This is a genomic window from Polyangium sp. 15x6 (assembly GCF_029960785.1).
Taxonomy (GTDB): domain Bacteria; phylum Myxococcota_A; class Polyangia; order Polyangiales; family Polyangiaceae; genus Polyangium.
The window spans coordinates 1-19478 of the sequence record NZ_JASBQE010000159.1; the positions used below are offsets into that span (position 1 = coordinate 1).

Annotated in this window: 16 protein-coding genes; 7 read left to right on the forward strand and 9 right to left on the reverse strand. The window is 66.3% G+C overall.

Annotated features, from left to right (window positions below; all coding sequences use genetic code 11):
• Positions 1 to 989: 989 nt before the first annotated feature.
• On the reverse strand, positions 990 to 1253 hold the full coding sequence (locus QHF83_RS50280) for a hypothetical protein (protein ID WP_282425315.1): 264 nt from the start codon (positions 1251 to 1253) through the stop codon (positions 990 to 992).
• Between the two features lie 596 nt (positions 1254 to 1849).
• Here QHF83_RS50280 and QHF83_RS50285 point away from each other — a divergent pair.
• Together QHF83_RS50285 and QHF83_RS50290 are read left to right on the forward strand one after the other, a co-directional pair.
• Positions 1850 to 2203 (forward strand): hypothetical protein, encoded by a 354-nt coding sequence (locus QHF83_RS50285; RefSeq protein WP_282425316.1) that lies wholly within the window; start codon positions 1850 to 1852, stop codon positions 2201 to 2203.
• A gap of 111 nt (positions 2204 to 2314) precedes the next feature.
• Positions 2315 to 4882: an AAA family ATPase gene (locus tag QHF83_RS50290; protein ID WP_282425317.1), complete on the forward strand. Its 2568-nt coding sequence runs from the start codon at positions 2315 to 2317 to the stop codon at positions 4880 to 4882.
• A gap of 20 nt (positions 4883 to 4902) precedes the next feature.
• On the opposite strand, the gene QHF83_RS50295 is transcribed toward QHF83_RS50290, so the two are convergent.
• The 5 genes from QHF83_RS50295 to QHF83_RS50315 form a co-directional block, all read right to left on the reverse strand.
• Positions 4903 to 5109, reverse strand: a complete 207-nt coding sequence (locus QHF83_RS50295; protein WP_282425318.1) for a hypothetical protein — start codon at positions 5107 to 5109, stop codon at positions 4903 to 4905.
• Between the two features lie 67 nt (positions 5110 to 5176).
• Positions 5177 to 6073: a hypothetical protein gene (locus QHF83_RS50300; RefSeq protein WP_282425319.1), complete on the reverse strand. Its 897-nt coding sequence runs from the start codon at positions 6071 to 6073 to the stop codon at positions 5177 to 5179.
• A 524-nt stretch (positions 6074 to 6597) separates the two neighbouring features.
• Positions 6598 to 6909 (reverse strand): helix-turn-helix domain-containing protein, encoded by a 312-nt coding sequence (locus QHF83_RS50305; RefSeq protein WP_282425330.1) that lies wholly within the window; start codon positions 6907 to 6909, stop codon positions 6598 to 6600.
• Between the two features lie 371 nt (positions 6910 to 7280).
• A complete protein-coding gene (locus tag QHF83_RS50310; RefSeq protein WP_282425320.1) occupies positions 7281 to 7640 on the reverse strand; it encodes a glutaredoxin domain-containing protein in 360 nt (119 codons plus the stop codon).
• A 379-nt stretch (positions 7641 to 8019) separates the two neighbouring features.
• Positions 8020 to 8367: a helix-turn-helix transcriptional regulator gene (locus QHF83_RS50315; protein WP_282425321.1), complete on the reverse strand. Its 348-nt coding sequence runs from the start codon at positions 8365 to 8367 to the stop codon at positions 8020 to 8022.
• Between the two features lie 422 nt (positions 8368 to 8789).
• Between QHF83_RS50315 and QHF83_RS50320 the strand changes: the two genes are divergently transcribed.
• Positions 8790 to 9680, forward strand: coding sequence for a hypothetical protein (locus QHF83_RS50320; protein WP_282425322.1), 891 nt, complete (start codon positions 8790 to 8792; stop codon positions 9678 to 9680).
• Between the two features lie 6 nt (positions 9681 to 9686).
• Here QHF83_RS50320 and QHF83_RS50325 read toward each other — a convergent pair whose 3' ends face one another.
• Complete coding sequence (locus tag QHF83_RS50325; protein ID WP_282425323.1) at positions 9687 to 10646, reverse strand: hypothetical protein; 960 nt, start codon at positions 10644 to 10646, stop codon at positions 9687 to 9689.
• A 169-nt stretch (positions 10647 to 10815) separates the two neighbouring features.
• Between QHF83_RS50325 and QHF83_RS50330 the strand changes: the two genes are divergently transcribed.
• From QHF83_RS50330 to QHF83_RS50340, 3 genes are all read left to right on the forward strand, one after another.
• Positions 10816 to 11892 (forward strand): hypothetical protein, encoded by a 1077-nt coding sequence (locus tag QHF83_RS50330; protein ID WP_282425324.1) that lies wholly within the window; start codon positions 10816 to 10818, stop codon positions 11890 to 11892.
• 879 nt (positions 11893 to 12771) lie between these two features.
• Positions 12772 to 13305, forward strand: a complete 534-nt coding sequence (locus QHF83_RS50335; protein WP_282425325.1) for a nuclear transport factor 2 family protein — start codon at positions 12772 to 12774, stop codon at positions 13303 to 13305.
• Positions 13306 to 13382: 77 nt separating this feature from the next.
• Positions 13383 to 14594: a PAS domain S-box protein gene (locus QHF83_RS50340; RefSeq protein ID WP_282425326.1), complete on the forward strand. Its 1212-nt coding sequence runs from the start codon at positions 13383 to 13385 to the stop codon at positions 14592 to 14594.
• A 274-nt stretch (positions 14595 to 14868) separates the two neighbouring features.
• Here the strand turns inward: QHF83_RS50340 and QHF83_RS50345 are convergent, their stop codons facing one another.
• Entirely contained in the window at positions 14869 to 15105 is a 237-nt protein-coding gene (locus tag QHF83_RS50345; RefSeq protein WP_282425327.1) for a hypothetical protein, read from the reverse strand.
• 1705 nt (positions 15106 to 16810) lie between these two features.
• Complete coding sequence (locus tag QHF83_RS50350) at positions 16811 to 17014, reverse strand: hypothetical protein (protein ID WP_282425328.1); 204 nt, start codon at positions 17012 to 17014, stop codon at positions 16811 to 16813.
• A gap of 166 nt (positions 17015 to 17180) precedes the next feature.
• Between QHF83_RS50350 and QHF83_RS50355 the strand changes: the two genes are divergently transcribed.
• Positions 17181 to 17420, forward strand: coding sequence for a hypothetical protein (locus QHF83_RS50355; RefSeq protein ID WP_282425329.1), 240 nt, complete (start codon positions 17181 to 17183; stop codon positions 17418 to 17420).
• Positions 17421 to 19478: the final 2058 nt, after the last annotated feature.

Consider the following 19478-nt stretch of genomic DNA (forward strand, 5'->3'; position numbering starts at 1 on the left):
CAGAGCTTCCGCCGCATCGTGGTTCGGTACGAGCGTCACGCCGAAAACTTCCTCGGCTTCGTCCATCTCGGATGCATCGTCGTGTACCTCAGGGCGCTCCTGGACGGTTTATGAGATGAGTTCTAGTGCTCCTGTTTGGTCGCGGGGATGGTACTTTCGCGCCGTCCGTCGAGTACCAGGGTGAGTATTCCATCAGGAATCTCGCCGTGGGGGACATGAACGGAGATGGCGCGGTCGATATCGTGACCGAAATGTACGAGCATATGGACGCGCACGTCACGGCGTGGAGCGTGGCCGTTTTTCTCAACGACGGCACCGGGAAACTCGCCACGCGAGCGGATGTTCCGGAGGAATTTCGTGACCGGATACAGAGGCACTTTTTTACACTCGACCTAAAGGGGCGTTATGCTGACGAACCGTTGACCCGTGTAGTCGGGACTCTCGAAGTTCACAAGCAACATGTGGCTGGCGGTGCAAGCGTGTCCGACGTGCGTCGATACTTGTTGCAAGAAGGGCAAAGAGAACTGGCCACGCGACCGAACGACCCGGTCGGGCATGCTTTGGTCGCGCTTGCGTGCGCGGAGCAACTTGGTGCCCTCACTGGGTGTACAGCAGGATGCGCCAAAGAAGGCTGCCGAACCCAGCAAGGCCCAGACGGAACTTCCTGCTTGATCAGCGTTTCCGCTGCGCCTCCCCGTTGCCCACCTGTTGCCCAGCCTCATTCCCACCCCGTCGCCTCCCGTCGCCTCCCGTCGCCTTCCCCGCCACCCCCCTCACTCTCGCACCGTGGCCGTTCCGAGCCGTTTTTCATCGCTCTTTCAGCAACGTGCGAGGGGAGCAGCTGGAAAACCGGCCCCGTTTTCGTAAACCGTAGGTCTCGAGTTCAAATCTCGAAGGCGGCTCCAGGCGTTTCTTGGGTGATTCCGCGGGGGTAGACCCCGCGGTGATGATCACCCGCAGGGTTGGTCCGGAGGGCCGTTACCACGCTGTTACCAGCGCGTTACCACGGCTCCTCCCTGGGCCTGCGCCATGCGCCGGGCGGCCTCTTCGAGGTCCTCCTTCAGGTAGTGCACGTACCTCTGCGTGGTCGACAGGTGCTTGTGACCTGCCATCCGCTGGACAACGTGGACAGGGATGCCCACCCCCAGAAACGCGGCCCGCGCCCCTTCTCGGTCCCCGCCGGACAGCAGGGCTCCCGCGAGCGCGAGCGTCACCGCGCCCCGCTCCGCGGCGAGCCCTTGCGCTTGGCACATGCCCAGCGCCCGCCGTAGCGCCCCGGCGGCGCGCGCATGCGGGGCGGCTCTCCGTGCCTATCGGGAGGCATTCATGCATGCCAGTAGGAGGGGATGGTCGCCGTGCACCTATCATCGCAAGACCAGGACGAGGGCGGAGGGGGCGCCCCGTGTTGCGGGGGCCCATGGTGGGTGGGGGTTCCCGTCGCATCCTCCTACATCTGACAAGTGTTCCCAGCGTCAAGATCGTCCACCCGAAAAGGCGAAGCCCCAGGGAGGCCAGCACCGAGACCTGCAGGGCGGCGAGCAGCAGCTCCGCCGCGCCGCAGACCTGGAAGCTCGACGCGCAGCGGCCGAAGACCGTCAGCGGGGGAGCAGCCCGTGAGAATGCCGCAGGGCAGGCATGGGCGACCCTCCTCAGCGCGGCGTCCGCAGCGGCCCCGGCGACGCGCTGAACCGCCAGGATGGGTGAACGCGAAGCCCTCGATCCCGGGAGGGTGCGAGATCAGCCGAGATCAGGGGACGTGGCACCCGGGTTCTGCAGAATGCCGGTCACCGGTGGTTGCCGCTTGCTCGCCGAAGCGCGGAGCGGGCCCCTGCGGAAGGAAGGCTACACAATGTTCAAGCACGCTCTGGTTGGGCTGATGATCGCTTCCGCGTCCCTCGCGGGCTGTGCCGTGGGGGGCGACGAGCTCGTCGAGGAGGCCGAGCTCGCGCTCGAAGACAGCGAGGACAGCGACGGGCGCGAGCTCGAGGGCGGCGACCAGCTCGCGCTCGAGGGCGCCGGAGAGGCGCCGGACCCGCTCGACCGTGGGCGCGCCTGCACCCAGTCGGAGTGGAACGTCGCCGAGCACCACGCCGACGACAACCACACCCTGCCGATCCCCGGCTCTGCGAACACGCTCGACCCGCACGTGACCGGCTGTCACGTCAGCAACGGCTGGATCGTCTACACCTACACGTACCGCTGATCGGTACGCCGGCACCGAACGCGGGAGGGCGTCGTCGCGAGCGCGACCCCACCCCCCGCGTCGCGCAATCCGGCTCGTAAAGTCTCGGCGTTGCGCTAGAAAAGGTCGCGGATGCTCCCCGCGTCGCTTCCGCTGACCTTGCGCGCGCCGAACCCGCCCGCGCTCTTCGTGGGTCGAGAGAAGGAGCGCGAACAGCTCCGCGTCGCGTTCGCGAGGGGTCCCGTCACGCTCGTGAGCGGCGAGCACGGCGTCGGCAAGACCGCGACGGTCTTGCAGGTCTTGCGCGAGAGCTTCTCCGAGGTGCCGGTCGTCTTCGCGTCCTTCGGCGGGTTGCCGGACGGTGTCGCGCCGGATCGCGAGCTCGTGCGCATCGTCGCCGCCGCTGCGAGCGTCACCCAGATCGCGTGGGCCTCGGTACTTCGTGTGCGCGAGAGCCTCCCCGAGGTGCTCCTCGACATGGCCGAGCGCGCGCGGCTCTGGCTCGTGCTCGACGGGGTCACGGCCGATCCGCTGCTTCGCGATCTCATGAGCGTCGTCTCCCGCTACGCGCGCGAGTCGCGGTGGATCGTGACCGGTGAAGGCTTCTGCGAGAGCCGCTTCGTCCCCGGACAGAGCCTGCGCCTCGGGCCGATGCCCGACGACCAGCTCGAGACGTTGGCGCACGGGAGCGCTGCGAGGTCGCTCGATCTCGGCAGGGCCGTGGAGGCCTCCCGCGGCAACCCCGGCGCGCTCCTACGCGCCATCGCGTCGGGCGCCGCGCCGGATGTCTCGATCGTCGACCCGATGCTCTCGGCGATGCGCGCCCTTTCCGATCGCAACGCCGCGACGGTGCTCGCGTGGCTCGACGAGCACGCAGAGGAAGCGCTGCGCGACGGCTATGCGCGCAACCTGTACGCGGTTCTGTCGCTCCGGCGCCACGAGCCGGAGCTAGGCCGGTGGTGGATGCGCTGCGCAGCGGAAGTGGGCGATCTTGCTGCGCTGCCGCACGCTGCCGCGCAGCACGCCTCGCTGAAGGACGCTCTGGTGCTCCTCGAGGCGTTCTTCTCGGGGGGCGATCTCGACCGCTCGCTCCGCGACGCGGAGGCGCTCGTCGCCCGCGCCGAAGCCGAGGGCGCCCCTCGGATCGCCGGCGAGGCGAAGACGATCGCCGCCCAGTGCCTGGTGATGAAGGGTGAGCTCGCGCGCGCTCTCGCCCTGGTCGAGTCGATCGCGACGGAGGACGACGAGCTCGCCTGCTTGCGCGACGGTAGCGCCTCGACCGTCCTGGCGCTGATGCATCGCAGCGACGAGGCGCATGCACGCCTCGAGAGGGTCCGTGCCGGCGCAGTACGCCTTCCATTCCGCACGCAGAACCCGATCCTCTTCCGTGCCGCCGACACCCTCTACCAACTCGGCCTGCTCGAGGAGGCGCACGACGTCCTGTCCCAGCTGATGTCCGGCGATCGCGCTCGCTCGCTGTCGTTCCACCACCTCGGGCCGATCCTCTTGCTGCAGCTGCGAATCGCGATCGACCGAGGTGCCCTGCGCGACGTGGCGGCCCTGGAAGAGCGGCTCGCTCCGTTCGCGCGGGAAGGGACGCTCCAACACCCTTTCGCGGGATCCAGCCGGGTGTTCGCGCGCGTGTGGGCGGGCAACTTCGACGGGATCGGCGAGGAAGTGAGCGATTCGCTCCAGGCTGCGCGCGAGGGAGACCTGCTCGAGGCCCAATCGTCGGCGGCGATGGCTGCGATCGAGGTCGCGCTGGCGCGCGGCACGGACTTGGGCGTCACCCTGCGCGATCCACTCGTGCTGTCGTTGCGAAACGGGGCGCCCGCGAGCCCGCTGCTCGAAGAGACCCTGCGGCGCGCGCGCCTCCGCCTCGGCGAGCACGTCCCCTCCCCGCCTCCCGCGGTGCGGAGCATCGAGCACGAGATCGTGGCGCGCCTCGCCGATGCCGAGGCGCACGTGCTGAGGGGCGCCTGGCACGAAGCGACCACGGCCAGTCGCGCGGCGGTCCAGCACGCCTCGCGCTGGGGCTACGCCTCACGCGAAGCGCACGCGCGCTCGACGTTGACCTTCCTCCTGCTCGCCCAGGGCCGCCGCGAGGAGGCCGCGCAACAGGTAGGAAGGCTCCGCGAGTCGGCAGAGCGCATGGGGAGCGCGCGTTTCGTCCGCGAAGCCGAGCTGCTCGCGTACCTTTCGCAGCCCGCCGCCTCGATGCTGCAGCTCGTGGCTTGGGCACGCGACGAAGCCCCCGCCCCGATCGTCGCGCGCTGCGCACGACGCCTGCTCGGGGCGCCCGCAGGTCCCGACGCCGTGGAGCGCGCACTGTTCGACGCGCTCGTAGGACACCTCGGCAAGATCGCGCACCTCGCGCCGGGATCCCTCCCGAGCTGGGGCATCGCCGACGTCGATCGATCGGTCGTCCTCGACGACGGATCGCGCATCTCGTTCGAGTCCAAACCGCTGCTCTGGCGCCTCCTCGAGGTCCTCTGGGATCACGGCGGCGAGGCCAGCAAGGAGGAACTCGTTCGTGAGGGCTGGGCGCAGCCCGACTATCACCCGCTGCGCGACGACAACCGGCTGCACGTCACCATCCGCAAGCTGCGGGGTCTGCTGATGGATGGCCAGCCCCCCGCTCGCATCCTCACGCGCGACGAGGGCTACGCCCTGGGAGGCGCCCCCGTCCGCGTCCGATAGGTGCGCCAGATCAGTCGAGATCAGTGGCTCGGCGCGGGGGGGCGCTCGCAGAGGGCGGGTGCGCCGGTCGGGAACGTCTCGCCGAGGGCTTCGCGCACGGAGAGCGCGAGGCCGCAGCTGCGCGCCTGCCGCGCCGTGGCTGCCGCAATGGCAGGATCGGTCGTCCGCGCACCACCCGGGTCCGGGGCGACCAGGAACTGGTCGCCGGTCGGGGCGGTGGTGCTCAACCCGGGTGCAGAGGGGACCGGTGGGGATGGCGTTGCTGCATTGAGGTGCCCGTCTGTGCGAGCCGGCTCAGTGCAACCCCTGATGCTGCGTCTCCTCTGCGAGCGCTTTCAAGCAAACGTCTGCGGGCCTCTTGAACGTCGAAAAGAATTGCTCCTTACTCGCTGGTCCGCCCCAGAGGATCGCGCTCGCCTGGCCCTCGCTGCGAAAAAGAGAGTCTTCCGAGGTCGTCCACTCGCGCAAGGTAGGATCCTCGCAATGCGTCCCGATCGTCTCTCCACGAAAGGTCTTCAACGTGAAGCAGGGGCCTGCACCGGGCGCACGCCAGTGCCAGGACACGACGAGCAAGGGCTCGTTCGGCGGGGTGTCCATGATGGGAGGCTTTTCGCGCCCCACGACGAAGTAGACGCTTGGCGGCTCGCCGTGATGGCCAAAGCCTTTGGATTCATGGGTCGTCAACGCGACGGCATCGCTGACGCTCTTGCCAAGATTGTATGGGCCCATGGCCCTTTTGAGCTCGTCGTTGCACACGGCGATCGCAGTACGAGGAAGGGGATCGGCGGCGCTGCTCGCGTCGGCACCTGCATCCTCCTTGCGATGGGTGATCATCGAAGCGACGAACCAGAAAAGATCCGAGAAGCGCGCCTGGTCTGCTTCCTCGAGAGGATCGGTCACTCCATCGACGAACGAGCACTGACCTCCAGGCCACCGGATGGTCAGCGTGCGAAATCCGTAGTGAGGTGAGACCTGCACGTTGCGAGCGCGAAAACCGCGCGCCGCATCGCGCCGAACGCGCTGGTAGGTCGCGCGCAGGATGTCGGTCGAAACGCGGACGCAGTCTGGAACGTTTGGATCACATTGGCTTGATGCGTCAGTCAGCTGCCCATGCTCGCGATAAGGGCTGCCGTCCGGGATGACGGTGCGTTCTACATCCAAGATGAGGCCAACCGGCATCGACTCGGGCAAATCGCAAACCTGGTGGAGCGGCCTCGCAGGGGATGTCAATCCGGCGCCGCGATCCTGCTGTGTGCATGCCGTAGGCAATGTAAGCGCAAGCGCAGCGAGCAACAACCAACGCGAACGCCGATGCATGACGAATGAGACCCAGTGTACGGACGAGGCTTGGCGGATTCCCTCTCCGTGTCGTCGTTGGGGCACGGGACTCCGCTCCACGCAAGCGCGCGCCTTTCTCGGCGGGCCGCGGCGAGCAGGTCGCTACGCCGCCACGAACCCTAGCTCGGTCTGTTCCCAAGAGGGATCGCGAGGCGGTGCGCGGGGGGCTCGGGTGCAGGCGCCTGCAGCTTGCGGGAGTCGGCGTGACGGCAGGCAGCGGGACGGGCCCCGAGCAGTGCGGCGCCTTCCTCCCGGTGCACCTGGGGCACCTTCAATCTGGCGATTCACGCCTGGGACGAGCCCGCAGAGCTGCAAGCTTTCTCGTGAGGAGGGCCGAGGAGGGTCCCGACATATCGGAACAGCAGCGCTCCGCAAGGTTACGTCGGGGGGGCGCGCGTCGTGCGCGCTTCGAGTTCTTTCCGAAGCTTTCGGCGTTCGCCCTTCGGCAGCTTACGAGCGAGCTCCGCAATACGATTCAGCTCGTCGTCTGCCGGAAAGGTGATCATGCACAACGAAGGCACACCGAGCGCGCATGCAATGCGTTCGATGGTCTCGATGGTGATCGCAGCGAGACCTTGCTCGATGCTCGACAAATGTCCTTTCGACATCGCGCCGGCGAAGGCGAGATTCTGCAAGGACATGCCGCGCTCTTGGCGCAGCTGGCGGACACGAGCGCCAACTTTCGCCACCGCCAAGAACGGGACCAGGCTGAAGCTCGACGCGCGGATGCTCGCTCGCCAGCTTTTTCACATACGCCCGTCGCGCTTGGTGAGCTCGGAGCGCATCTGTACAGCACGCAGGAGCGGAATGCAGCCGGCTCTGCCATCACCCGGACACTCGTGCTGCTCGCGCCTCCGAAGATTCGGTCGACCGTGGATGTGATTACAGAGGAGGACGCACCAACGCATCTTGCGGTTCTTCTACGGGAAGGACATCGAGCTCGGTCCGTTTGATGGCGGGAAGGATGGTGTCGTCCTCGGACTCGTCGCGCTGGCGGCCCTGGGCTTGGTCGTGACGGGAACTCGATGAATGACCATCCACGCCCCGTGGCAAGGCGTTGTTATTTCTTGAGCTTGCCGGCCGCCTCGATTTTCTTGAGCTCACTGTGTCCGCCGACGAGGATGCCATCGATGAACACCATCGGAAAGGTTGGAAAACCTGCCCAGAGCTTGATGGCGAGGCGTTCCTTCCAACGGGAAAAGTAGCTTCCGTACTCGAGATACGTATACTTGACGCCTGCCTGGTCGAGCAGTTTGCGGGCGTTTTTCACGACCGGATTTTGCGCCATGCCGACGACGACGACGGGGTCACGCGTGACAGCGGCTGCGACTTCGTCGACAATTCCTCGGTGGAAAGACGCGAGGATGTCGTGGACTTCGGGGGAAACCTTGTCGCTCGGAAGGGTTGGGCGAGTGCTCATGGTCACGCTCGTGTAGTCCATACACGAGCGTGTTGCAACGTGCTGCCGGTTCGCGGTCAAGGTCGACGGGTGCGAGACTCAATCCACGTAGACTCGCGCGACCCCGAGTCCGGAGCCGCGAGCGGCCCTGACGACAATCTTACTGGGCCAGCGCCGCTACCCGATCAGGTTGCCGAGTCCCGGAGTACGCTCGAGCGTATCCTCGACTCGCATACGCGCTCGACGCGCGCGCTGGTGCTCTTCGCGGCCGGCTCGGGCGTGGCCGAGATCGCGCAGGTGGTCGGCATTCAAGTAACATCCATCTGGCCGATGATCACGCGAGCCAGGAAGACGCTTCGCGTGGCTCACGAGCGAGAGCGGGCGACGGCCAGAAAGTTGGTCATTTCGCCAACGCCCACAATCCCGCCAACACCTGCAGTTCGCGCCGAATCTTCGATTGTTGGGTGCTCGGAAGTTTCCGCGCAAGCTCCGCGATCTTCGCCAGTTCGTGCTCGTCGGCGAACGTGAGAAGGCAGAGCGGCGGCACGCCGAGCCCCGTCGCGACGCGGTTGACCGTCTCGATGGTGATGGCGGCCAAACCGTTTTCCACGCTGGAGAGGTGTCCTTTCGACATATTGCCCGCACGGGTGGCGAGCTCCTCCAGCGTCAGGCCTCGTTCGATCCGCAGCTCGTGGATCCGGGCGCCGACCTTGGCAGTGAGGGGAGAGGGTTCGGTTCGTCTCGGCATGGGTCGATGTCCTTCCGTTTGTCGCATCCTGCCACGGGACGGGGGCCGGGACAAACATGTTTCGCGTGGTCCGCGTGGTTGAAGGCCTGGCGGGTTCGTCCGGCCGGACTTGCCGGGGTTTGTCTCCGGCCTTGACGCATCATCGAGGCGCCAGGTAGAATCACCACAGGATGCATACTCGCCTCTTCCTCGCTGCATGGCTCGTGATGTCGGCAACCGCCGCAACGTTCCTGGCTGCCGGTTGCTGGTTTAGCGACGGCGACCCGGGTTCCGACTGCGCGCCTGGAACGCCCCCGAAGTGTTGCCCGTGCCCCTGGCCGGAGGACTGCCCCGACGGTGCTCCCCCGCCGCTCCCCGAGTGCGTCGATGGCGGTACCGAGGCGGGCGACGGCTCGCAATCCTCGTGCACGGATGGGACGTGCGTGGTCCCTGCTCCCGACTGGGCGCCCGTGCTGCTCGCCACGGGGGCAGAGATCGACGTGCCCGTTTGTCCCGAGGACGCGCCCGAGATCGCTTTCGAGGGAAGGCCCGCGCCGGCGTGGGGGCCCGTGTGTCCGACGTGCTCGTGTGATGCACCCGCAGGAGGAGGATGTCACGTGCCCACGACGTGGACGGTGACCTCCGATTCATGCGCGGGCGGCGGTGTCAATACTACTTTCGACCCTCCTGCGAGTTGGGAAGGTGGTTGTTCCGCGACGAACTCGATCCCGGCTGGGCTCCAGTGTGGCGGCATGCCGTGCGTCGGAGGGATCCACATCTCCGCGCCCACGATCGAGGAGCCGCCCTGTATGCCGCACGGCAGCGATCCTCCGCCCGAACCGGCCCACTTGGTGGCCGGAGGGTTTGGCGCGCCGTTCGCCCGGGCCTGCGCCCGTGCACCTTGGCCGGCATGTGAAGGAGAGAACGAGGTTTGTCTGCCGCTCTCGGGCGCGCCGTTCGCCACGTGCCTGATGCGTGCGGGCGACGAACCGTGCCCCGAAGGCTGGCCGGACAAGCGCCTCCTTTACGGACAGGTCGACGATCAACGGCAGTGCGAGGCCTGCTCGTGCGATCCGCCGACGGGCGCGATGTGCTCCGTCAAGGTTCACGTGTTCAGCGACGCGTCGTGCACGACGGAGCGTTTGGCTGTTGACATCTCGCCCGAGATGGGGGGTGATTGCCACCCCCTCATGTCCGGCGTCGCGCTCGCGGGCATCGCCGCCGAGGTGCTCGACTATCAGCCTGGCACATGCGAACCGCACGGCAGCGAACCGGTCGGCGAGGTCTTCCTCGCGAACGCGACGACGTTCTGCTGCCGCGAGCCCGTGACCTGACCTGGATCAGAACCAATAAAGGAGCGACGCACCGAAGTTCGCCGTCACCGGCTCCGTGCGCCATCGCGTCGGCTTCTCTTCGGCGATGAACCTCGACCGCAACAGGTTCCCAGCGATTTCCGCGTCCATCCGGATCTTCAGTCGATCGCCGATAGGATGTTCGAGGAGCCCGCGGAGGGCGACTCCGAAGAACGGGCGGCGGATGGGATTTGGGTACGTCCGGTTCACGGTTTCGGCCCACGTTGCTCCGGCCGTGACCGCTCCGCAGACGCCAAAGGATCCGCGCAGGTAGCAGGGGCCCAGCGTCGTCGAAGCCGTGTGCACACGCATGAGCGTCGTCCCGAGGGGCCGCGTGAGCAGCGGAAACGTCGCGCGCGCATTCGCCTCGATGGTCCACCGCTCTGCGACGCGATATCCGCCGCCGACGTGCGCGCCTCCGACGACTTCGGGGGCGATGCCAACCGCGAAGAGCCCTCCGGCCCCGAGGAACCATCGACGTTCGACCGGCACCGCTGGAGAAGGGGGCTCCGTGGGCGTCGATAGCGGCGGAGCTGCGGGCGTCGGCGGCTTTGGCGAGGGGCAGGGCTCCGGCGCCTTTGCAGGCGTCGGCGGCTCCTCGGTGGGCGTCTCGCGTTTCTCCATCCAGAGCGCCGCTGCGAGCGCCGCCTTGTAGAGCACCTCGTGGCAACACATCGCGGCCGGGTATTCGCGATGGATCGTGTCGAGCACCTGATCGTCGAGGTCCCTGAACACGAGCTCCACACCGTATCCGCCCGTTGACGTTCGGACGATGCGCGCCGAAAGGACCCGGGACGCAGGTGGCTCGAGAAGCGGCTGCGCGAGCACGAGATCGAGCAGGCCTTCGAAGTCCTGGAGACGGCCGCACGCCGGGAGCTGTTTCGCCGAAAGCTCCAACCGGTAGTGAGGAGACTCGACGTCTGCGGCGGCTGGTGTCACGGCCAACATGGCGAACGTGAGAACCAGGACCGCCAAACCCAGATTGGCGCGCCGTTTGGTTGGATGGAACACGGGCTCCCGGATTTTTTCGGGGTGCATGTCGATTCGTTGAAGGGATTTGGGCCTCGTCGACCCTCTACGAGTGAGGGGACGTTGGCGCGACCCGAGAGGTTTTACCGTGAACCAGCCCAAAAAAGAAGAATACGATGAGCTGATCGCGCTCATTCCGATTCTTTATGAGCGAGCACGAGCGAAGGGCGTTCGCGACCAGGACGCACCGGACGTCGTCGCCAATGTTTTTGTCGATGTTTGCGCCCGGGAGGAGCCGCTTCCGAGCGAGCCGACCGAACGGAACAAGGTTGTCCTGACGATTCTGACTTTCCGCATCTTGACGCACATCAAGGAGCGCAAGGCGCTGGCTCGACAGGAGCTCGTGGAGGGGTCGGCCATGGAGCTGCTCGTGCTGGAGCCGCGGGATGCGATCATGGCGCTGGAGGAGCGTCAGCGGATCGAGAAGGTCTGGCCGCTCCTGCGTCCGGAGTTTCAGCGCGCAATCGAGGGGAACGCGCTCGGGGAGAGCGCCGAGGAAACGGCGGAGAAGATTGGCGCGCGCGTCAAGTCTGTGGAGACGTGGCTACAACGCGGCAGGGAAGTGGCTCGATTCGAGCTGGCGAGGCTCGACACGATCAAGAGGCCCCGCGGCATTCGAACGGTGGTGGTCCTGGTCGGGATCGGGGGTTTTCTCGCGGCAGCACGAGTCGCGGAGGCATTCGTGGGGTGGGGGCGCGGGTTTTTCCGTTCCGGCGCGCGCGTGCTCGGCACGCAGCTCCGCGTTTTGCCGAGTGTGGCAGCCGGCGTCCTTGCCTTGGCCCTCACGCCAGAGAAGACACCCGCGTCAGCCGATGAATCGGCGGCGGTCGTGGTACAGGCGGAGCCGAGGGGGAGTGCGGAGGCGCCGAGAATGGAGTCGAGCGCATGTGCGCCTCCTCCGTTGATGGGCTCTTCGTTGGTCATGGTTGTCTCTGCGCCGAATCCGAGGCCGCGGGCCCACGCGAATCCGGCTGATAGACCAAGCTCCGACAGGGCTTCGCCGTCAGGTGCATGGCTCTTCAAGGCGAAGGCTGCATTGCGTCGTGGGAATGCTCGACGTGCCCTGGATCTCGTGGAGCTCGACGCACGCGAGAGACCGCAGCCGGACGAGGATCGGGAGAACCTTCGCGCAGCGGCGCTCCGGGCCTTGGCTGGCCAGCGCTGACGAGCGGATCGGGTTCGTCGAAAAGTTACGTTGCGCGCTCCCGGAAGGGCGCGAGGGCACCTCTCTGGGCGAGTTGCGTCCGTTGCGCCCTTCCGGGAGCATTTTTATCGGATCACGAGCATCACGAGGGCGACGGCTGCTTCGCGGAGTCGCGTTCGTCTAGGCATGAGGAAGGGAGATCCCGCGCGTGGTCGCCGCCTAGGCTCTCGGTGTTTCATAGCGCTGGGGCAGAGAATGAAGAACTCGAACGACGATTGCAAGCTCCGTGTTTGGCTGCATACTGGCGCAATCATGGTTGGTTGTTCCCAAACTATGTGATCACAACTCCGCGTGTTAGAGCAGCAAACGCAGCCGACCCACGCGGGATGCGGTTCGCCGACCCGGCAGAGGCAGAGTCGAGTTGGTGTGTGAGGTGAGCAACGATGAACGCGACGAGTAGCCGGATTCAGTTCGCCGACCCGGGCAGGATCCGATTCGGTGATCCTATCCGGATCCGATAGGCCGGTCTCTGACACAGCTTCCTGTCCGTGTTTCCTCAAAGCGAACCGGCCGTGGCCTGGGGGGACGGTAGGGCGGGGGGCAGGGAGAGGGTCAGGGGGAGCCGTGGAAGCTGAACCCGAAGGCATTCGAGAACCCAGCGCCCCTTCCCGCACGTGTCCGCCAGGCAGAGAATTGCGTGATGGTGAAAATGAGCCGTGTCGTTGGATTCTTGATGGGACACATGGAACGCTTGATCTCCTGCGCGAATCTTTTTAGTGTGACTGAAGGGGGCCGCACGGTAGGAGATACACAATGGAGCAGAGCAACCGATCGGGTTCACGGGCTTCTTGGGGTCGCATCGGAGTTGCGTTGTGCGCAGGGGCCATTGCTGCGAGCGCCTTGGGGACGGCGACGCCTGCCGCGGGCAGCCACCCCGGGGGCGGACATGGGAATGCCGGGGGGCAGGGGCTTGCGCGCCTCCTCGACGAGGCTGAAATCGAAAAGCTGACCTACTGTTATGCCGCCGGGACCGACGCCATCGGGCGCGGCGAGCTCGAGGTGGGCCGGAGCCTGTACCAGAAATGCTTCACGCCGAATGCCGTCCTCGAGGCCTATTACCCCGGTGACGACCCCAATGGTCCCCCGAGCCTGACCTCCAATCCCACCGCGTGGGCCGACGTCGCGAACAACGAGTTCACCACGAACGGCTACGTCTCGACGCAGCACTTGAACAGCAATGTCGTGATCAACGTGCAGGGGAACACGGCGACGATGTCGACCTACCTCAGCGCGACGCACGTCGTGGATCCTTCCGGCATCGTCGACCTGGCGCACGGGACCTACGAGGACATCGTCGTGCGTACGCCTCACGGCTGGAAGATCGCAAAACGGACGCTGCGCCTCCTCACCTACATGCGTGTCCAATCGCCCTGACCCGGCATCCAACGCCGGGGGGTTCGGGTTGTCCCGGGACAGCGCTGATCACGGCGCGCGCGGATGAGGTTCGCTTCATGTCTCCCAATCACGACGAAAACGAGATCCAATTCGAGCACTTCTTCGAGACGTCCAGGGACCTCCTCTGCGTGCTGAGCGGCGACGGGCGGCTGATCCGCACCAACGAGGCGTTCCGGAGCACGCTCGGATATACGGAGTCCTCTCTCGCGGGCGCGGAGCTCACCCGGCTCGTGCACCCCGACGAAGCCGCGCCGCTGCGCGCGTTCCTGCGCCCGAGCGAGGGGGGAGACGCGTCGCTGAAGCTCGACGCGGGTTTCCTGCACCGGGACCTGAGCTACCGGAGGCTCCTCTTTTCGCTTCGCCGCGTGGTCGGTGATACGAAGGTGTACGGGACCGGGCTCGAGGTGGAGGCGCAGGAGCCCGTGGACGAATGGGAGAGGCGGCGTGATCTCCTCCAGAAGATGCAAGCGACGGGGCGCGTCGGGGGATGGGACGTGGATTGCACGACGGGACACCAGTTCTGGACCGAGGAGACGTACCGGATCCACGAGGTGCCCATCGGATTCAATCCGAACGTGGACAACGGGATCTCGTTTTACGCGCCGGAACACCAGTCGATCATCACGGAGGCCTTCAGCGCCTGCGCGGGCGAGGGCAAGCCCTACGATATGGAGTTGCAGATCGTCACCGCGAAGGGCCGCCGGCTCTGGGTGCGCACCGCGGGCACGGCGGTGATGGAGAACGGGAAGGTGACCCGGGTCATCGGGGCCTTCCAGGACATCGACGATTTCAAGCGCCGCGAGATCGAGGTCGAGGAGAAACTCTCGATCATCGCGCAGCAGCGGTCGGAGATTCACGCGTTGTCCGTGCCGGTCATTCAGGTGTGGGACGACGTCCTCGCGCTGCCGGTCGTCGGCGGGCTCGACGAGGCGCGCGCGTCCGAGATCACGACGCGGCTGCTCGACGCGGTCGTGGCGACCAGGGCGCGGTTCGCAATCCTGGACCTGACCGGGGTGGAGACCGTGGACGCGGGGACGGCGGACCGGCTCTCGGGCATCCTCCGCGCCATTCAGCTCCTCGGGGCGGAGGGGCTCGTCACGGGGATCCGGCCCGCCGTGGCGCAGACGTTCACGTGCCTCGCCGCAGGGTTTTCGGGCGCGAGGACGCTCAGCAACCTGCGCGAGGCCATCAACGTATGCATGCGGGGGAGCGCGCGGCGCGCGGACACGCGACAGCACCCTCCCGAGAAACGGCCACGCGTGCGGTAGCCCGAGGAGGTTCTGCTGAGATAGGTGAAAGCCCTCAGCGGCAAGCGAAATCTGCTCGTGTTCTTTCAGGACGCCGCCGCGGGCGGACCGGCGTGCGGCGCGTCGTAGGCCTGGCTCGACGCGCCGAGGTTCTCGACCACCAGGATGTGATCCATTCGCCAGACCGCCTCGTGCGCTGGCGCGCGGGATGGGGCTTGCGCTCCTCTCACGGACCACCGCGCGGGCCCTGGTGCACGCAGGGACCGCGCGACGTGAATGTTCGTCGAACAGTCGATCAGGGGCAGCTGGAGCTGCACTCGGCTTCGGCCTCGGCCGCGCAGTAGGCGTAGGCATTGATCTCGCTGCTGCACGCGAGGGCTGCCTCCACCGAGCAAGACGCCTCCAACTCGGCCTCGCAAGCCACGGAGGCGGTCACGACGAGGCCCAGACCAATCCCCGCGTGGCACTCGGCCTTGCACATCGCCTCGACACCGTCGCCGTAACCGGAGTTGTGGGCCTTGCACTTGGTCACGCACGCCGCCTCGGCAGAGCTGAATGCCGATTCGTGCAGAGCAATCCACGTCGAGAGATGCCTCGCAGCAGGCCGCGACATAGGCCTCGCAATCGACAGCGGCATCGAGCTCGGCCATGCACGTGGCCTCGGCGCTGGCCGTACACTCCGCGCAGACGTCATTGGCGGACGCAGCGCCAGCAGCGAAAAGCGAAGCAGCGAAAGCGAGCGCGCCGCCGAAGAACGAGTTACGCATGAGATTCAACCTCCCTCGGTGGACCGGGGATCATTGACGGTCCGCACCGACTCCAAGCAGCTTGCATACCGAGGACATAGTGAACAAATGGGACAGCCGAGCCCGCATGGAATCTGGAATGATCACTGAATTGTCGTCCAGCGCTCCTAGTTGCAGCGAGGGCGGCGGGCATCCTGGAGTTTCTGTGCAACAGGGAATCATTTGGCGTGCAGTCCTGGCGCGGTTCGTTGCGGACGTGTCCGGGGAGCGTCCGAGACGGCAGCCAGGAGCCGAGTGCGGTAGCTCCGCTCGCTCGGAGTGCGGGGGGCCCGACCCGTGAGCGAAGGGCTGTCCCTACCGCGACCGCTCGGCGAAGCTTGGCGCGCGCAAGGGGGCGAGGATCGGTCGAGGCGCCCCGACCGTGCTCGCTTTAATGGTGTGGGGTAATACGCAACTGGCGAACGAACGTGCGCCTCGTTCGCCGCCTCCGCGTCCAGGCCGGAGCTTTCTCGCCGGATGAGGGAGCCTCGGACCTCGTCCCCTCGTCGGATCCGTCGCCGGAATCGGCGATGATCGGCACGGACGATTACCAGCGCTTGCTCGCCGCGCTCGACGGAATGGCCGAGGGGCAGCTTGCCGTCCTGCTCTTGCACGACCAGGAGGAGCTCACGCACAAGGAGATCGCCGAGGAGCTCGGGATTCCGGTCGGCACCTCGAAGTCCCGTCTATACCTCGCACGCAAGGAAGCGCGACGCAGGCTTCGCGACCGCAGGCACGAGTTCCGCCGCGCCCTGCCGCTCTTCTTCGTCGCCGACTCGTTCGCCCGCGAGTCCGCTTCGGCCGCGGGGAGCTCGAGCGCTTGGAACACGCTCGCGTCGGTGGGTGCCGGGGCCATCCTCGGGGCCGCGGCGGTCGCCGCTGCGATGCTCTCGCTGCCGCCTCGGACACTCTTGTCGTGCGCCGCTGTGTCGACTGTCGCGGGATGCCCGGGGGTCCCGGAATCGGTGGTGGGTTGGTGCGACCCCAACGCCCTTTTCCCGTCCCCCGGCTGCCTTGACGCAGGGACGGATGGTGACGCGGGCACTGACGACGAAGCGGACGCCGCGCTCGATGCGGAGCCCGACGCCCAAGGCTCCTGCCCCGGCGTCTGCGTGCGCGGACCGAGCGACGATTGGGGCGCATTGTGGAGCGAGGAGCCGCTCCTCGTGTGGATCGGCCCGGCGAGCGAGATGCCTGCCACCTGTTCCGACGGCGCAAGTGATCCCCAGGACGTCAAGTTCCGCCTCTTCTCCGGCCTCGTCGCCCCTCCTGCCACGTGCGATACGTGCGAATGCGAGCCCTCGACGGGGACATGCGAGCTCTTGCCGGAGACGATCGAAGTCCGGACTGGCACGTGCGCGGAGAGCGGCGTCTCGTCGCTGCCCTTTGGCGGCCTGCCGGCTGGGACGGATCCTGCTCGAGCGACCACGCGCTGCCTGCGGGCGCTCAATGTCACGCGGGGAGCGGGGAATTCTGCGCGCAATCGGTCCGCGCCTCCCCGCTCCCCGGGCCGACGTCCGAGTCGTGCGAGGTCAAGGTGCTCGAGGTGCCGAAGTTCACGGCCGAGACGAGCTGGACGACTGCTGCGCTCGCATGCGGCGCGAATTCGCCCTCTGGGCAATGCGGCGATGACCGATTGTATTGCTCCCGATCCATGCCGTTGCCGTGGAATATTTGCGTGTGGCGACTGGGGATCCACACGTGCCCCGAGAACTTCGATTACGCGCCACCGTACGTGATGTATGGGAAGATGCCGACTGATAATCGGTCGTGTACCAAGTGCGAATGCGGCGCGCCCCAGGGGAGCGGGTGCCTGGCGACGATGCATCTCTACGACGATGGCGCGTGCGCTGCGGAGTACAATCCTTTGCCGCTCTCCTCGTTCGTCGAGCAGTGCCACAACGTCCAGCCCCCCGGCCGCGTGCTCGGGAGCAAGAGCATGACGGACCCCGCCTACATGCCTGGCACGTGCCTCGCGAGCGGCGGCGAGCCGATCGGCGAGGCGCAACCGAACGCGGACACCGCGGTCACCTTCTGCTGTATCCCGCCGTTTGCGGGGTAAGTAGGGCCCGCAGCGCCGGTCCTGCGCACAAGTCGAGGCATGCCACGTCGGGCGATACTCCCGCTAACTTCGCCGATGTAGATTGGCGCGCTGTCTCGTAGAACGGGGCCTTCTCTTGTTTCGCCATTGATCCGATGAGCGGTGGAGCATTGCGACATTCGGTTGCGCTCCCCATGCTCTTGGACAGAAGGCCGTTTACAACAGTCATCCTGGGAGAAACGATCATGAGGCGTTCTGTCGTTCAAGGACTCTTGTTCTCGTCCGTCTTGTTTTCCGCGACGGCAGTTCATGCGGGGAAGGCGGGACTTGTCGTCCAGTTCCCTGACGGGAGTGTGCGCAGTGAGTGTGTGCGATTCTCCGAGCGAGAAATTACTGGCTATGACTTGCTGAAGAAATCACACATGGCGATCAAGTCGCAGGGGTTTGTTGAGCTAGGAGCCGCCATCTGTAGCATCGAAAACGTCGGATGCGATTATCCGGCCGAACCTTGTTTTTGCCGATGTCCAAGCATCGCGGAAAGTTGCACGTACTGGTCCTACTGGACGCAAGATGAGACGGGAAGCTGGGTGTATTCGCAAGTTGGAGCATCTAGTCGGCATGTGCGCGACGGCTCCGTCGATGGCTGGAGGTTCGGGGATGGATCGGCCCCGCCCGTAAGTGTCACCCTTGATGCCATTTGCCGGTGAGCGCTTGCAACGGCTGCTGGGCAGACGGGTTCCACCTAACGTGTAGGTCCGCCTCCCACCTATTTCTCGCCGCCCGTGAACCCTTTTGACCCGTGGGTGCGCATTCCCCATCGGGACGACGACGAACTCGTCGGTCCTGCCGCTCGGGGCTGATATCTGCGCGCCTGGGCCAAACACATCCGAAAAGGGATGCCGAATCGGCCCCGAGCGGCTTTTTGTAACGACGTCTTCGCCGATCCTGGGCGGCTGCGCCGCGTGACACCCCACGTGCGCCCGTCGCACGGCGCACCCGCCCCGGGTCGGCGAATGGAGGTGTTCGCCATGTCTGCCGCTCCCCATATCGACGAAGACGATTCGGAAATCCAGGTTTTTGTGCGATATGTCCTTCGCGGGCACCCTCATGCCCGCGCTGCGTGGCCTGGACGAGGAGGGGACGATCGACCTCCTGCCAGTCAAGGGGGACGTCGATCGCAACACCCCCTCCGAGCTCCGGGCCCCTCCGACGCGTATCCGCCTCCGGGCGCTGGTTTGAGCGGCGGAGGCCGGGCATGCCACGTCGGCAAGTCACGTCTCCCCTGCTCGTCGAGATCGGCGCGCGGATCAGGGACATCCGCCTCGAGCAGGGGATGTCGCTGGACCAGCTCGCCAGGAGGAGCGGCGTTGCGAAGGGGAACCTGTCGAGCACCGAGCACGGGCGGGTCAACGGTATCTCCTCGCCCAGCCTCGTCTTGCTCGACGGCCGTGGACATGCAGGGCCCGCGCCGACGTGTTCCCGGCGGGACCGCCTGGTTCGTCGCAAGCGATCAATACTCCGAGCAGGCCCGTACCCTCGTCGAGCCGCCTTCGGCCCGGACAATGCGGCATGCCGTTCGCCTTGCGCTATCCCTGAGCCGCGACCTCATGCGGCAGCGCGATCCTCTCTCCACGCAGCCCCGCCATGACCGCCCTACGTAGGTACGCCTTCGGATCGAGCCCGCAGAGCTTCGCGCTCTCCACGTACGAATAAAAAAGCGCAGCCACCTCGGTCCCACGCTTCGACCGTGACCCGTAGTGATTCTTGCGCCCGACCACGACGCCGCGTTCGGCTCTTTCGGTATGGTTGTTGTGTGCGCCTTGCCAAGGCGCGCATCCCCTCCGGGTGCGAAACCCGGCCGGCAAACTGTCGCTCCAGCCGGAAGCACTCGGAGCGGCTCACGAGGTAACGACATGAGCTGAAGCACTCCGAGAAAAAGCCCCTTTTGGGGGCTAGAGCATCGTTCAGTTCGTTTCCATCATGATCACGCGGCCATAGCCGTTCGGCCACGCCGCTCGATCACTTCGAGGTTCAGGAAGGCTGCGTAGCGGCGGAGGTCGAAGAGGTTCCTGCGCGCGC